The following is a 13,609-nucleotide window of genomic DNA, read 5'->3' as shown; positions in this document are numbered from 1 at the left end:
TAAACCAACTGATTCAGGAGGATTGATGCAAATGAGTGAAATGATCGGATTTATTGGACTTGGTAATTTGGGTCTCCCTGTGGCGTCCAATCTTTTAAATGCTGGGTATGCTCTCCGGGTGTATAACCGGACTGCAAGCAAAGCGGAACCACTGGTTGCTGAGGGGGCGCAACAGGTGAACCGACCGACTGACGCCGTGACAACCGGTGGAATTGTTGTGACTCTTTTGTGGGATGATGCGGCTCTGGAAAGCATTGTGTCAAGTCCGGGATTTTTAGGACAACTGGGACCAGATGGGATTCATATTTCTATGAGTACAGTGATGCCAGAAACAGCAAAGAAACTTGCAGCCATGCACGCACAACACGGCAGTGCCTACGTTGAGGCTCCCATTTTTGGAAGACCTGAAGCAGCCGTTGCCAAAAAGCTTTGGATTCCTTATGCAGGGTCGCAGCAAGCTAAGAAACGAGTCCAACCCCTACTAAAAGCGATGGGAGGACAGGGTATCTTTGATTTTGGGGAGGAGGTTGGAGCGGCTACGCTTGTCAAGCTCTTGGGAAACTTCCTGCTTACTTCTGCTTCATATTCTCTAAGGGAAGCACTTACGATATCTGAGAAAAACGGTGTCAATCCAAAAGCCGTCGTCAACATGCTGACACAAACGTTGTTTCCTGCTCCGATTTATCAAAGCATTGGAAATATGATTGCCGAGAAAAAAGAGGTAAATCAGAGTGAGATACCACTGAAGGATGTTGGTCTTCTGAAAAAGACAGCACAACAGGTGGAGTCACCTACACCAATCTCAAGTCTTTTACATGATCTCTTAAGAACTGATTTGGAATAAAGTTTGATCAAACTTTAAAAAAACGTTGTGCCGTTTAAAGGGCGCGATTGTTGAACAACTTAGATAGGAAATGATCAAACTTTTTATAAAAATTGAACAATACTTCACAAAGAAAGAGCCCATTTTGATCAATCTTTTTTTTAAAATAGGTTCTTCTTATTTATCATTTATTATAAGGTGTTATAAGTTGGTTTCCTCATTAAAGAAGCCTCTTTTGGTTGTGAGATTTCAAATTCACCTTCTGCATACTCTTGCTCCGCATAATGGCTTCCCCATTGACAGAGCTCCTGCAAGATAGGTTTAAGAGATTCTCCAAGTTCAGTGGATGAATATTCAACCTTCGGTGGTACTTGATTATACATCTTTCTGCTCACAAGTCCACTGGCTTCAAGCTCTCTAAGTGTTTGAATCAGCATTTTCTGAGTTATATTTGGGACAATGCGCTTTAATTCACTCGTTCTCTTTGGTCCTTTCATTAAAAAGTATAATACAATACCTTTCCATTTTCCGCCAATAACTTCTTTTGTCACTTCAAAACCACAACTAAATTTTTTCAAGTCTAAACCTCTCCATTCCACATTTATTACTTTTTAGTTACTATATCACAAAAAAGTGGGTACTTCCGTTAATGTGCTTACTGAAGGATACTATATCTTGTAAGTTGTTCTTCAAGTACTTAAAGGTAATAGACATAAAATAAAATTAACTCTAAAGGAGTGTTAAGTATGGGTAAATTTGAAGGTAAAATAGCGCTTGTAACGGGTGGAACAAGTGGGATTGGTCTTGCTACAGCACAAAAGTTTGTAAACGAAGGTGCATATGTTTATATCACGGGACGCAGACAAAACGAACTTGATAAAGCTGTTAACCAAATTGGAAAGAACGTAACCGGTGTACAAGGGGATATTTCTAAGATTGAAGACTTAGACAAACTATATGACATTATAAAACAGGAAAAAGGTAAGTTGGACATTCTTTTTGCTAATGCAGGAATTGGAAACTTCCTTCCATTAGGTGGAATTACTGAAGAGCAGGTTGATAGAACGTTCGATATTAACGTTAAAGGAACCATCTTTACTGTTCAAAAAGCGTTATCACTATTCCCGAACAAAGTAGGTTCTATTATTGTAACAGGCTCTACTGCTGGTTCAATTGGCAACCCAGCGTTTAGTGTATATGGAGCATCTAAAGCAGCATTAAGAGCACTAGTTCGCAGCTGGATTCTTGACCTAAAAGGAACTGAAATCCGTGTAAATGTAGTTAGTCCAGGAGGTATTCTTACACCTGCCTACGATGAGCTTTTTGGTGATGCACTTGAGGAGGTACTGGAAAATAGCAGAAATACTGTTCCAGCTGGAAAAGTTGGGACACCTGAAGAAGTAGCAAGCGTCGTATCTTTCCTTGCTTCAGACGAAAGCAGTTACTTGACGGGTGCTGAATTATTCGTAGATGGAGGGCTAGCACAGGTTTAATTTCACTGCGCAGAGATTACAAATAGTCCCAAAAAAAGGTTAATGGGGAATGGTGTAACGGAATCGCAGCAAAATATAAAATTTATAGGAGGAGTCAATATGACCAATCAACAAGTTCAACTCAATATTCGTTTATGAGAATCAGGATAGATTAGTTTCAGGATGGGCGCATATTTTTGGCAAACATCTACTGGAAGGCGTATATGCAGAACTTGGTGGAATAGTAGTCGATGCCCAGCACAGATAACGAGGCATAGGACAAATTTTGTTAAAAGAATGTGAAAAGTGGGCAATGAAGCATGGATATTCAGAAATCAGTATGCGTTCAGGTGGGAATAGAGAAAAAGCTCATCAATTTTATATTAAAGTTGGTTATGAGAACACAAAATGGCAAAAGGTATTTAATCGGTCATTGAAGTAGATCGTATATATTTATCCAGCTTTGACACTTTAGTGAAACAAACGATTTGATATAATTATGTTCTTACCGACTATATAAGGAGAAACTTTTTGAACAACAAGAGTCATTACGGTATAGAACAGATGATTTTGCTGAACATGTTTTAAATCCTCCTAATGTGGGACCTTAATATAAATTTTCATGTAACTTTTGTTCAGTTAACGGAGTGCTTTAGTGGAATAGGGAGGATCAAAATAATCAATCTTTTTTATTAAAAACAGTTCTTGAAATTAAAGGAAAGCCAACATTTTGATCAAACTTTATTCAAAATGTTGGCTTTTTATATGCGGTGAAATCAAAAGTTTAGAGTGAATTTTAATCAAACTTTATTATAAATCAACATTAGTGTCTTTTCCAGTGATCTACCTAACAGTTTAGGAGCCAGTGCATCTTCCGTTTTCTATTTCGTTCTTTCCACTCTGGAACATAATTTTTTTATTAAAATCAGTGAAAAATCGTTACATAAACGAGTGAAAATCGAGAAAAAGTCCGGAATTTAATTTTTTTATAACAAAGAGTAGAAGAGAAGTAAAAGAGGGCATGAGTCCTTGGGAGAGTAGGGGTTGAGGGGAGTGAGAAGGGGAAGGGCGGTGGAATTTAATTTTTTTATGGGGACATAGTAGACTATTAATGGAATTATTCAGTGTCTGTTTTTACGAACAAGGAGCCTAGTGAAAGAGAAAAAAAGAAGGGTACAGTTTACATAACTATCCCCTCGGATTCCTCACTATATTTATAATTGAATTTACGACCATTTACCAGTCAATATCTCTGTTCGGTCGGTTGCAAGACCAGGTGTTCTTGACAAACGTGAAATTTCAGCATACATATCTGGTGTCATTTTAAAATCTGTTGCTGCTAATGAATCTTCCAATTGCTTTAAATTACGTGCACCAATGATAGGAGCAGTAACAGAGGGATTAGCCATTACCCACGCTACTGCTAAAGTTGCAGGTTTTACATCATGTTCCCCGGCATATTTGGTAAACTGTTCAGCAGTAACAAAATCTTCATTGGCACCGTAACGGTCTTGATAGCGGGCATTTTGAACAAGTCGGCCCTCCCCTGGACGCTTATTCACTCCATATTTTCCTGATAAAAGTCCAGCACCAAGTGGGCTGTACGTAATGACACCAATTTGTTCAGAAGCAGCCATTGGTAAAATTTCAACCTCTGCTTGCCGTTTAACAAGGTTATACATAGGCTGAATCAATTCAAAGCGAGCAAGTTGCTCTTTTGCAGAAATTCCTAATGCTTTTGTAATTTGCCATGCGGCCCAATTGCTTACTGCCGGATAAAGGATCTTTCCTTGACGCTGTAAGTCATCAAGTGTCCTTAGTGTTTCCTCGATTGGAGTTAGTTCATCAAAGTCATGGACGAAATAAAAATCAATATAATCCGTCTTTAAGCGACGCAGGCTGTTTTCAATCCCTTGCATCATATGTTTTCGAGACAAGCCTCTCGAATTCACATCAGCACTCGTGTTCCAGAACACCTTTGATGTTAAAACGATTTGATCCCTTTCATGAGCGATACATTCCCCTAGAATTTCCTCAGAACGCCCATAAACATCGGCCGTGTCGAAAAAGTTGATACCAGCTTCCCGACAACGCTTATACATGCTTTTAGATGTTTCTTCATCAGCGTCTCCGCCAAAAGACATGGTACCAAAACATAAATTGGAAACCTGAATTCCTGTTTTTCCTACTGTTCGATATTCCATCATGCACCTCCAAAAATTAATCCTTTTCTGCACATACCTGTCTATTATAATTTCCCGCCAAATACTGGGAAGAAGCTATGCTCACCATAATCCTGGATGTGCTCTGCATTCTTCAAAGTCTCCATATCCCCATCGCTTATAGCAAAATCAAGCTCAGAATTGTTTCTCATGTGATCCGGATTTGCCGTCTTAGGAATGACGACAAGACCAAGCTGTAAGCAATAACGCAGGCAAAGCTGAGCAACAGATACTCCATACTTATCAGCGATTACCTTAAACTCTGCATGATCGAGAACTGCACCGTGGGCAATTGGTGAATAGGCCTCGACCAGGATGTTATGCTTCTGGCAGAATTCAATTAGTTCCAAAGGAGTATTGCTCACATGTGCCAATACCTGATTTACCATAGGCTTAATCTCGCAGTTTGCAAGAATATTCTCTACATCATCTTGAAGGAAGTTAGAAAGACCAATTGCCTTTACCTTGCCTGTCTTATAAGCCTTCTCCAAAGATTTCCATATTTCTTTGTTTTCCTCAAAGTAACGGTTCTCCTCCCGGAACTCCGTCCAAGGCTGTGGGCTGTGGATAATCAGAAGGTCAATGTAATCCAGTCCCATCTTTGATAAAGACTCATCAATGGACTGCGTAACGGCATCATAGGTCTTTAATTCCGCCGCAACCTTTGTTGTGATAAAAAGTTCTTCTCTTGCAACACCACATGATTTGATTCCTTCACCAACACCAGCTTCATTCATATAAGCCTGAGCGGTATCAATATGACGATATCCGATAGATATGGCATCTCGCACTGCCTGAGTTGCCTGTGTGTCATCAAGCAACCACGTACCAAGGCCTAATTTTGGAATTTCTACACCATTTGATAATTTATAAGTTTCGTTAAACATGCCTTTTTGTCTCCTTTTGCATTGTTATATTTTTTTGTACCTTGCTTTTTTACTTTTCTAATTTTCCAGAATCATTTCATTGACACAAGCTAATGCGTTCAATGTTCTCGGAAAGCCCATATAGGGGAGGCAGTGGGTGATGGCAGTGATCAAAGTTTCTTTGTTATTTCCCACATTTTTGTTACCCAGCACATGTGACTTTACTTGACCTTCACAACCTCCAAGACTGCTTACGATACAAAGTGTCAGCAATTCTCGTGTTTTCAAATCTAGTCCGCCACGGGTGTAAAAGTCTCCAAAGCAAAAAGCAGAAAGGTATTCCTGAATATGCTTTTGTTTGGCTGGGGCACTCTCTTGCATTTTGGAAATGACATCACCAAAAATCTCTACTTGAGTTGCAAGCCCCTTGTCAAAACGATTATCTTCATCAACCTGTTTTTGGCTTTCAATTGGTAACTCAATATTCTTCGCTTTGAAAACCTCATTGGCTTCATTGATGGCGTTTAATGTTTTCGGGAATCCAATGTATGGAGCACACTGATAAATGGCCTCTTTGATTTCTACAGGTGTTACCCCAATGTTTAGTGCCGCACCAACATGTGCCTTGAACTGAGGCAATGTCTGGTTGGTAGCAAGCACTACCAGAGTGATAAGTTCCCGTTGTTTGTCATCCAAATTTCCTTGATAGAATACTTCCCCAAAAATGAAACGGCTAAGGATGTCCTGAAAATCAGGATCAGTAGCATATGCGGCGGGTACTCCATCACCAAATAGTTGTTTGTATTTTTCGTTGCTCTTTTCAACACGATCCATAAATAAGCCTCCTGGTAGAAGTTAGTTCACTTTTAATATTTCAAAAGGTAGCTGAACTAGATGCTGCAAAAATTAATATTGATTGAATAATCAACATCTGTTTATAATTATAAAAAAACCCTTTTTACTTTCAATGGTTAAATGAATGCAATTCGTTGATTACTCAACAAATCAAGTAAAATTGTTGATTATCTTTGGGAAGTTTGGTGATTTAAAATGCTTAAAGTAGATAGAAGAATAGCCAAAAGCCAAACAGCAATAAAAAATGCTGTTATTGAACTGATGTCTGAAAAAAGTTTTGATGACATTACCATTCAGGATATTGCAGATAGAGCAAATGTTAATCGAGGAACCATTTATCTTCATTACACGGATAAATACGACCTCCTCGATAAAATGATTGAAGAACATATAGAGAATCTCCGAGACCTTTGTCAATCAGCAGCCGATATGACGTTTCAAGAGGGAAATTATGTTTGGTACGAATACTTTGAGAGTCATTATTTGTTTTTTTCAACCAGCTAGCAAGTAAAGGTGCCCCTTATTTTCGCAGTCGGTTCCTAGAGTTAATCGTGGAAGAGTTTAAACCTGAAGTGGATATAGAAGGAGGAAAAAACAAAGGATTAAATGAAGAAGTGTTTCTTCAATTTTTTGGCTCAGCAGTTGTTGGAGCAGTGGAATGGTGGTTTAAAAATGGAATGCCTTTGTCAGCTCGTGTCATGGCTGAACAAACGGGGGCATTGTTGGATAGAAATTTTGAATAATCTAATAGTCAATTTTAAAAGAAATGAAATAACCTGAGTCTATATGAATTACAGGACTCAGGTTATCTATATATTAAATGAGGCTTTCCTTTGTATAAAGTAGTAATTAATGAGCGATTGGCATATTTTTTTGCCATTTTCCTGGATTCGTATCATCTGGTAGTACCTCATTGATAATATCAAGGTAGTGATTTGCTTTTTCCTCCATATATTTGGCTCTTTGTTTTGCTTCCTCCAACTGAGCTAGAGCGGTGGCTTTTTGCTTCATAATAATCCCATAGCGTTCTTGAATGGTAGAACGGCCTTCCAAGCACAAGTCAACATAGGATTTAATGTCTTCTACAGACATGCCGCATTGTTTCAAATGTTTTACGCCTATAAGCCAGTTGAGTGATTCTTCATCAAAAAGTCGGTTATTGTTTTTGTCACGCTGGACACTTGGAACTAATCCCTTATCTGTATAGTAGCGAATGGTATGCTCAGTCAGTCCAAGTAGCTTGGATACTTCCTTTACTGTATACAATGCAGTTCCTCCTCGGAATTTATATAAAAGTCTTTTTAAACTCTTGACTTCGTGTTACTCGAAGGTTATAGGCTTATCATAGTACAAGTTACTAATACTGTATACCCTAAAAAGAAGAAGTATGGTTAGTGACTTGAACATGTAAAAAAATTAGGAGGCTTACATATGCAAAAAGTTACTTTAAACAATGGTGTGGAAATGCCGATTTTAGGTTTTGGCGTATTTCAAGTTCCTGAACTGGCTCAATGCGAGCAAGCGGTGTCAGATGCACTTGAAGCGGGTTATCGTTTAATTGATACGGCTGCAGCCTATTTTAATGAGGAAGCGGTTGGTGCAGCCATTAAAAAAAGCGGGATTCCAAGGGAAGAACTTTTTATTACAACAAAACTTTGGATTCAGGATGCTGGTTATGAAAATGCCAAAAAAGCCTTTGATGTTTCCTTGAAGAAACTAGGGCTTGATTATCTTGATTTGTACCTTATTCACCAACCTTTCAATGATTATTATGGTTCTTGGCGGGCAATGGAAGAACTTTATAAAGAAGGTAGAATCCGTGCGATCGGTGTATCTAACTTCTATCCAGATCGTCTAGCTGACTTAATTCTGAACAGTGAAGTTGTGCCAGCGGTAAACCAAGTGGAGACCCATCCGTTCTTCCAGCAGAAAGAGGCAAAGAAGGTTATGGAGGAATATGGCGTACAAATTGAATCATGGGGACCATTTGCAGAAGGTCAGAAGAATATTTTCCAAAATGAATTGCTTGCTAGTATTGGAGCAAAATATGGAAAGTCAGTAGCACAAGTTATTTTACGCTGGCATATTCAACGTGGTGTTGTAGCAATTCCGAAATCTGTTCATAAAGAACGTATTATTGAAAACCTTAATGTTTGGGATTTCACATTAAGTGAAGAAGATTTGGTGTCTATTGCTACTTTGGATGTTGGAAAAAGTGAAATCATTAACCATTTTACGGCCGATACGGCTAAGAGGTTAAATGGATGGAAAATTCATGACTAATAAACAGTGAAACACTTGGATTTGGAAAGCGGGGTTTTTCAAATGGAATATACAAAACTAGGTAATACTGGATTGGATGTCTCCAGACTTTGTCTTGGTTGTATGGGTTTTGGAGTAAAGGAACGCTGGGTGCATCCATGGGTAATTGATGAGGAAAGCAGCCGTACAGTTATTATAAAGGCCCTTGACTTAGGTATCAATTTTTTTGATACAGCGAATGTATATTCAGACGGAACCAGTGAAGAATTTCTCGGAAGTGCCCTTAAAGATTTTGCAAATCGAGATGAAATTGTCATTGCAACAAAGGTTTATTTTCCATTGGGCAAAGATTTAAACAGCAAAGGTCCGAACAGAAAAGGATTATCCCGAAAGCATATTATGAGCGAAATTGATAAAAGTCTGAAACGCCTTGGAACGGATTATGTAGATCTGTATCAAATTCATCGCTGGGATTACGACACACCAATTGAAGAGACGATGGAAGCTCTTCATGATCTAGTGAAGGCCGGTAAGGTAAGATACATCGGTGCTTCTGCCATGTATTCCTGGCAGTTCTTGAAGGCAATACATGTAGCTGAAAAAAATGGGTGGACCAGATTTGTGTCCATGCAGGATCATCTTAACCTCATCTATCGTGAAGAGGAGCGGGAGATGCTGCCGTTATGTAAGGAAGAAAAAATCGGTGTAATCCCATATAGTCCGCTTGCTTCAGGTAGATTAACTCGTGATTGGTTGGAAGACACTCTTCGTTCTGAAACAGATCAAACTCAGAAATCTAAGTACGGTGCGACTGAAAATAACGACCGTCTTGTTGTGGAGCGAGTTTCGGAAATCGCTAAGAAACATGGTGTACTAAAATCCCAAATAGCATTAGCCTGGTTGCTACAGAAAGAGCCAGTAACAGCTCCAATTGTTGGGGCAACAAAAATTTCTCATCTTGAAGATTCCGTGGGTGCTCTATCGGTTAAATTAACGACGGAAGAAGTTGCATATTTGGAGGAGCCTTATGTTCCACACCCGGTAGTGGGTGCTTTAAGTTCTAATTGACAGCAATAGTAAAACCCCTGATGAACTTTTTCGGGAAATCAGGGGTTTTTAATGAAAAGAAACTACTTTCTTAATTCATTCCAAACAGGTATTCTTGTACATCAAAAGTGTGTTTTTAAACTAAACCTTACCACCCATTATAGATTCCTCTCTAACAAAATTCCAACTTGTTCTGCCATGGCTTGAGGTGAATAAGGCATTCCATTCGTAATCCACCATTCCACAATCCCTACGTATGAAGTAACAATAAATTGAAGAAGAACATCTTCACTTAATTCTTGGTTTTCTTCTTTTGATGTATCTACTTCATCTTTGAACTCTTCAATTAGAAACTCATGAAACTGCCTGCGAAAAGAGGGGGCTCCTTTACTTGCTAGCATCGTAGAAAAGAATAAATAATTACTCTCTAGGTATTCAAACCATGGAAGATTTGCATCTTTATACTCCATTTCAGATGTAGATTCACAGATTTCTCCCATTTGGTGAATATGTTCCTCAATAAGTTTATCCAGTAAATCAAACTTATCCACGTAATGAAGGTAGATGGTCCCTCGGCTAACATTTGCTCTGTCGGAAATATCCTGTATCGTGATGTCATCAAAACTTTTTTCCGACATCAGTTCAATTAAGGCCTTTTTTATGGCTTCTTGGCTTTTCGCTATTCTTCTATCTACTTTAGGCATCTTTTGATCCACCAAACTTTCTTAAAAGATAATGAACAATTTTAATTAATTTGTTCACTACTAAACAAATCACGTTGAATTAACAATTGTAATCATCCTATATCTGCCTATAATTATAAACAGATGTTCAATTATGTATCAATATTAATTTATTCACGAGCGTCAAATTGGGCTATCTTGGGAATTATAAAGGTAACCACTTGGTAGTAAGGAAAGGATGTTATCTACTATGTCTAATATTCAAGATAAAGTTGTCATTATCACGGGTGCTTCAAGTGGTATTGGTGAAGCTGCAGCAAAAGAACTTGCATCTAAGGGTGCTAAATTGGTCCTGGCTGCCCGTCGTGGCGAACGCTTAAAGAAACTACAAGAAGAAATTCAAAACAACGGTGGGCAAGCTATTTATAAAGTAACAGATGTAACTTCCCATGATCAAATGGAAGAGTTGGCTGAGTTGGCTCTACAGGAATTTGGAAAAATAGATGTTCTAGTTAACAATGCTGGAGTCATGCCACATTCCTTTCTATATAAGAAAAGAATCGACGATTGGAACAAGATGATTGATGTTAACATCAAAGGCGTACTCTATGGAATCGCTGCTGTTCTTCCTACAATGAGGGAACAGAAGTCTGGGCATGTCATTAATCTTTCATCAGTAGCTGGACACTTTGTTGGAGCAGGAAGTACTGTCTATGCAGGAACGAAGTTTGCTGTTCGTGCCATTTCGGAAGGCCTTCGTAAAGAAGAAGCTGCAAATAATATACGTTCAACCATTATCTCACCAGGAGCGGTTACTTCTGAGTTAATTAATGCAATTACAGACATGGATTTAAAACCAGGAATTGAAAAAATCTATGAAGGTGCGATTGATGCTGATGCTATTGCTCGTGCCATTGCTTTTGCTATTGAACAGCCGGCTGATGTAGCGATTAATGAAATGATCATCCGTCCTACAAGTCAAGAACGTTAATTTAACTGAAGGAGGACATATACAATGAAAGAAGTTATACTTTGGACCGGTGCTGGACGGATTGGCATGGCCATAGCTAGAAGAATCGGTTTTGGTAAGAAAATTATTGTTGGTGATAAGAACTTAGATAATGCCAAGGCTATTACAAAAATTATGAAAGAAGCGGGATTTGATGTGGTACCTGTCGAAACGGACATTTCTTCCAGAGAATCTATTTTAAATTTGATTTCAGAAGGTCAGAAGTATGGTGAAATCACTGCTCTTATTAATGCAGCTGGCGTGTCACCTAGTCAGGCATCTATTGAAACCATTTTGAAGGTAGATTTGTACGGAACGGCAGTATTGCTGGAGGAAGTAGGGAAGGTCATAGCTCCTGGAGGCGTTGGTGTGACCATTTCAAGTCAGTCTGGACACAGAATGCCTCAATTGGGAACGGATATAGATGAGCAGCTGGCAATAACACCAACTGAAGAACTTCTTAGTTTGGAAGTCCTTCGACCAGAAAATATTAAGGATACGTTGCACGCTTATCAAATGGCAAAACGGTGCAATGTAAAGCGGGTTATGTTTGAATCTATTCGCTGGGGAGAAAAAGCTGCTCGTATCAATTCCATTTCTCCGGGGATTATCGTAACGCCACTTGCTATAGACGAGTTCAATGGTCCAAGAGGCGAGTTTTATAAGAATATGTTTGCCAAGTGCCCTGCCGGACGTCCGGGAACAGCTGATGAGGTTGCAAATATGGCCGAACTATTGATGATGCCCCAGGGAGCTTTTATCACCGGATCTGATTTCCTAATTGATGGTGGAGCGACGGCTTCTTATTTTTACGGGCCACTAAAACCAGCAGAATGATGAAAGAAAAAAGTAGTATATAGGGGGAATTTAGGATGGAAACTGTCACTTTATCTAATGGGATTAAGATGCCAATTTTAGGATTTGGAGTATATCAAATTCCTGACCTTGAAGAATGTGAACGTGTTGTGAGTGATGCCATTGAAGTGGGTTACCGTTCGATTACTGCTTAGGCTTATAAGAATGAAGAGGCTGTAGGGAATGCTGTCCGTAAAAGTGGCATACCCCGTGAAGAGTTCTTTATTACTTCAAAAGTATGGATTTCCAATGCCGGCTATGAGAAAGCAAAAGCATCCATTGAAGAATCCCTACGGTAAGGAAAGAACGAATGATTGAAAATTTCGATGCCTTTAATTTTGCATTAACAAATCAGGACATGGATAAAATTATGAAATTAGATCAGGGACAAAGTTTGTTCTTCTCCCATTACGATCCGGAAACCGTTGAATTTATAACTGGGCTGATAAGATAACTGAAAAGATGATCAAAAGGGGAGCTAGTAGCTTCATTTTTGAATTATAAGATAGAAAGCAAGCAGAAACCTTTTATAGGAGACGATTAAAATGAAAATGAGAGAATTAGGAAATAGCGGCTTGAAAGTGTCTGCCATTGGTTTAGGTTGCATGGGAATGGATCATGCTTATGGAAAACCGGCTGATCGTAATGAAATGATTACATTAATTCGCAAAGCGGTTGAACTAGGCTGCAATTTCTTTGATACTGCCGTTGTTTATGGTGAGGCCAATGAAGCATTATTAGGAGAGGCTGTAGCACCAGTAAGACACAAGAGTGTGATTGCCACGAAATTTGGAATTACTGGACAAGCAGTTGTTAATGGTCGTCCTCAAAATATATTAAATAGCAGACCAGAATCTATTCGAGAACAACTGGAAGGGTCCTTAAAGAGATTAAAAACGGACTACATTGATTTATATTATCAACACCGTATTGACCCAAATGTAGTACCAGAAGACGTTGCAGAAACAATGAAAGAACTAATGGCAGAAGGAAAAATAAAAGCATGGGGATTATCGAATGCACCGATTGAGTATATGCGGCGGGCTCATGCTGTTTGTCCCATTGCGGCCATTGAAAATCAATACTCGATGATGTGGCGTGAACCGGAAAAGGAATTATTCGATATTTGTGAAGAGTTAGGAATTGCATTTGTTGCTTACAGTCCACTAGGAAATGGTTTCCTAAGTGGAAAATATACAAAAGAAACGAAATATGACGAAGGTGACTTTAGAAGTTTCATGGGAAGATTCAAACCTGAAGTGATGGACCAAAACCAGGCATTGTTAAATTTACTTGCTGATATTGCTGAAAGTAAAAAAGCAACATCTGCACAAATTGTATTGGCATGGGAGTTAGCACAAAAACCATTTATTATTCCAATACCAGGCACAACGAAATTGCAAAGGTTGGAAGAAAACTTAGGGGCAGCTGATATTGACTTAACAATAGAAGAACTTGCCAGCATCAATGAAGCTCTATCCAAAATTGATATTGATGAAACACACTTTTAATAGG

Annotated in this window: 15 protein-coding genes and 2 pseudogenes; 11 read left to right on the top strand and 6 right to left on the bottom strand. The window is 38.8% G+C overall.

The window, feature by feature from the left end:
- The first annotated feature begins 25 nt into the window (after positions 1 to 25).
- Complete coding sequence (locus FG390_RS09245) at positions 26 to 844, top strand: NAD(P)-dependent oxidoreductase (RefSeq protein WP_309147187.1); 819 nt, start codon at positions 26 to 28, stop codon at positions 842 to 844.
- A gap of 170 nt (positions 845 to 1,014) precedes the next feature.
- On the opposite strand, the gene FG390_RS09240 is transcribed toward FG390_RS09245, so the two are convergent.
- The gene (locus FG390_RS09240; RefSeq protein WP_141190762.1) at positions 1,015 to 1,401 is read right to left on the bottom strand and encodes a winged helix-turn-helix transcriptional regulator; all 387 of its coding nucleotides are present in this window, start codon (positions 1,399 to 1,401) and stop codon (positions 1,015 to 1,017) included.
- 168 nt (positions 1,402 to 1,569) lie between these two features.
- Here FG390_RS09240 and FG390_RS09235 point away from each other — a divergent pair, with 168 nt between their 5' ends.
- Together FG390_RS09235 and FG390_RS16235 are read left to right on the top strand one after the other, a co-directional pair.
- Positions 1,570 to 2,316, top strand: coding sequence for an SDR family NAD(P)-dependent oxidoreductase (locus FG390_RS09235; RefSeq protein ID WP_141190761.1), 747 nt, complete (start codon positions 1,570 to 1,572; stop codon positions 2,314 to 2,316).
- A gap of 253 nt (positions 2,317 to 2,569) precedes the next feature.
- Positions 2,570 to 2,737 (top strand): GNAT family N-acetyltransferase, encoded by a 168-nt coding sequence (locus tag FG390_RS16235; protein ID WP_373681547.1) that lies wholly within the window; start codon positions 2,570 to 2,572, stop codon positions 2,735 to 2,737.
- 784 nt (positions 2,738 to 3,521) lie between these two features.
- On the opposite strand, the gene FG390_RS09230 is transcribed toward FG390_RS16235, so the two are convergent.
- The 3 genes from FG390_RS09230 to FG390_RS09220 are packed head-to-tail and all read right to left on the bottom strand — an operon-like array spanning position 3,522 to position 6,217.
- A complete protein-coding gene (locus FG390_RS09230; RefSeq protein WP_258311633.1) occupies positions 3,522 to 4,502 on the bottom strand; it encodes an aldo/keto reductase in 981 nt (326 codons plus the stop codon).
- A 41-nt stretch (positions 4,503 to 4,543) separates the two neighbouring features.
- Positions 4,544 to 5,404, bottom strand: coding sequence for an aldo/keto reductase (locus FG390_RS09225; RefSeq protein ID WP_141190760.1), 861 nt, complete (start codon positions 5,402 to 5,404; stop codon positions 4,544 to 4,546).
- Between the two features lie 57 nt (positions 5,405 to 5,461).
- A complete protein-coding gene (locus FG390_RS09220) occupies positions 5,462 to 6,217 on the bottom strand; it encodes a carboxymuconolactone decarboxylase family protein (RefSeq protein WP_141190759.1) in 756 nt (251 codons plus the stop codon).
- A gap of 216 nt (positions 6,218 to 6,433) precedes the next feature.
- On the opposite strand from FG390_RS09220, the pseudogene FG390_RS09215 reads away from it, so the two are divergent.
- Positions 6,434 to 6,981 (top strand): annotated as a pseudogene (locus FG390_RS09215) (TetR/AcrR family transcriptional regulator).
- Positions 6,982 to 7,087: 106 nt separating this feature from the next.
- Here FG390_RS09215 and FG390_RS09210 read toward each other — a convergent pair.
- The gene (locus FG390_RS09210; protein ID WP_141190758.1) at positions 7,088 to 7,504 is read right to left on the bottom strand and encodes a MerR family transcriptional regulator; all 417 of its coding nucleotides are present in this window, start codon (positions 7,502 to 7,504) and stop codon (positions 7,088 to 7,090) included.
- Positions 7,505 to 7,669: 165 nt separating this feature from the next.
- On the opposite strand from FG390_RS09210, the gene FG390_RS09205 reads away from it, so the two are divergent.
- Positions 7,670 to 8,521, top strand: coding sequence for an aldo/keto reductase (locus FG390_RS09205; protein WP_141190757.1), 852 nt, complete (start codon positions 7,670 to 7,672; stop codon positions 8,519 to 8,521).
- Between the two features lie 42 nt (positions 8,522 to 8,563).
- On the top strand, positions 8,564 to 9,568 hold the full coding sequence (locus FG390_RS09200; protein WP_141190787.1) for an aldo/keto reductase: 1,005 nt from the start codon (positions 8,564 to 8,566) through the stop codon (positions 9,566 to 9,568).
- 137 nt (positions 9,569 to 9,705) lie between these two features.
- On the opposite strand, the gene FG390_RS09195 is transcribed toward FG390_RS09200, so the two are convergent.
- A complete protein-coding gene (locus FG390_RS09195) occupies positions 9,706 to 10,251 on the bottom strand; it encodes a TetR/AcrR family transcriptional regulator (protein WP_141190756.1) in 546 nt (181 codons plus the stop codon).
- Positions 10,252 to 10,480: 229 nt separating this feature from the next.
- Between FG390_RS09195 and FG390_RS09190 the strand changes: the two genes are divergently transcribed.
- From FG390_RS09190 to FG390_RS09175, 5 genes and pseudogenes are all read left to right on the top strand, one after another.
- Entirely contained in the window at positions 10,481 to 11,221 is a 741-nt protein-coding gene (locus FG390_RS09190; protein WP_141190755.1) for an SDR family oxidoreductase, read from the top strand.
- A 24-nt stretch (positions 11,222 to 11,245) separates the two neighbouring features.
- The gene (locus tag FG390_RS09185) at positions 11,246 to 12,076 is read left to right on the top strand and encodes an SDR family oxidoreductase (protein WP_141190754.1); all 831 of its coding nucleotides are present in this window, start codon (positions 11,246 to 11,248) and stop codon (positions 12,074 to 12,076) included.
- A gap of 35 nt (positions 12,077 to 12,111) precedes the next feature.
- Positions 12,112 to 12,390: pseudogene (locus FG390_RS16230) on the top strand (aldo/keto reductase); the annotation flags it as partial.
- A gap of 14 nt (positions 12,391 to 12,404) precedes the next feature.
- A complete protein-coding gene (locus FG390_RS16225) occupies positions 12,405 to 12,548 on the top strand; it encodes a hypothetical protein (RefSeq protein ID WP_373681543.1) in 144 nt (47 codons plus the stop codon).
- A 91-nt stretch (positions 12,549 to 12,639) separates the two neighbouring features.
- Positions 12,640 to 13,605, top strand: a complete 966-nt coding sequence (locus FG390_RS09175; protein ID WP_141190753.1) for an aldo/keto reductase — start codon at positions 12,640 to 12,642, stop codon at positions 13,603 to 13,605.
- Positions 13,606 to 13,609: the final 4 nt, after the last annotated feature.

Source organism: Terrilactibacillus laevilacticus, assembly GCF_006517395.1.
Lineage (GTDB): Bacteria > Bacillota > Bacilli > Bacillales > Sporolactobacillaceae > Terrilactibacillus > Terrilactibacillus laevilacticus.
This window is presented reverse-complemented; position numbering and strand designations above follow the sequence as displayed.

Excerpts from the sequence above, each read along its gene's own strand:
- FG390_RS09225 (WP_141190760.1), bottom strand. The coding sequence starts at position 5,404 with ATGTTTAACGAAACTTATAAATTATCAAATGGTGTAGAAATTCCAAAA.
- FG390_RS09200 (WP_141190787.1), top strand. The coding sequence starts at position 8,564 with ATGGAATATACAAAACTAGGTAATACTGGATTGGATGTCTCCAGACTT.
- FG390_RS09185 (WP_141190754.1), top strand. The coding sequence starts at position 11,246 with ATGAAAGAAGTTATACTTTGGACCGGTGCTGGACGGATTGGCATGGCC.
- FG390_RS09245 (WP_309147187.1), top strand. The coding sequence starts at position 26 with ATGCAAATGAGTGAAATGATCGGATTTATTGGACTTGGTAATTTGGGT.
- FG390_RS09230 (WP_258311633.1), bottom strand. The coding sequence starts at position 4,502 with ATGATGGAATATCGAACAGTAGGAAAAACAGGAATTCAGGTTTCCAAT.
- FG390_RS16225 (WP_373681543.1), top strand. The coding sequence starts at position 12,405 with ATGATTGAAAATTTCGATGCCTTTAATTTTGCATTAACAAATCAGGAC.
- FG390_RS09190 (WP_141190755.1), top strand. The coding sequence starts at position 10,481 with ATGTCTAATATTCAAGATAAAGTTGTCATTATCACGGGTGCTTCAAGT.
- FG390_RS09235 (WP_141190761.1), top strand. The coding sequence starts at position 1,570 with ATGGGTAAATTTGAAGGTAAAATAGCGCTTGTAACGGGTGGAACAAGT.
- FG390_RS09195 (WP_141190756.1), bottom strand. The coding sequence starts at position 10,251 with ATGCCTAAAGTAGATAGAAGAATAGCGAAAAGCCAAGAAGCCATAAAA.
- FG390_RS09205 (WP_141190757.1), top strand. The coding sequence starts at position 7,670 with ATGCAAAAAGTTACTTTAAACAATGGTGTGGAAATGCCGATTTTAGGT.
- FG390_RS09220 (WP_141190759.1), bottom strand. The coding sequence starts at position 6,217 with ATGGATCGTGTTGAAAAGAGCAACGAAAAATACAAACAACTATTTGGT.
- FG390_RS09175 (WP_141190753.1), top strand. The coding sequence starts at position 12,640 with ATGAAAATGAGAGAATTAGGAAATAGCGGCTTGAAAGTGTCTGCCATT.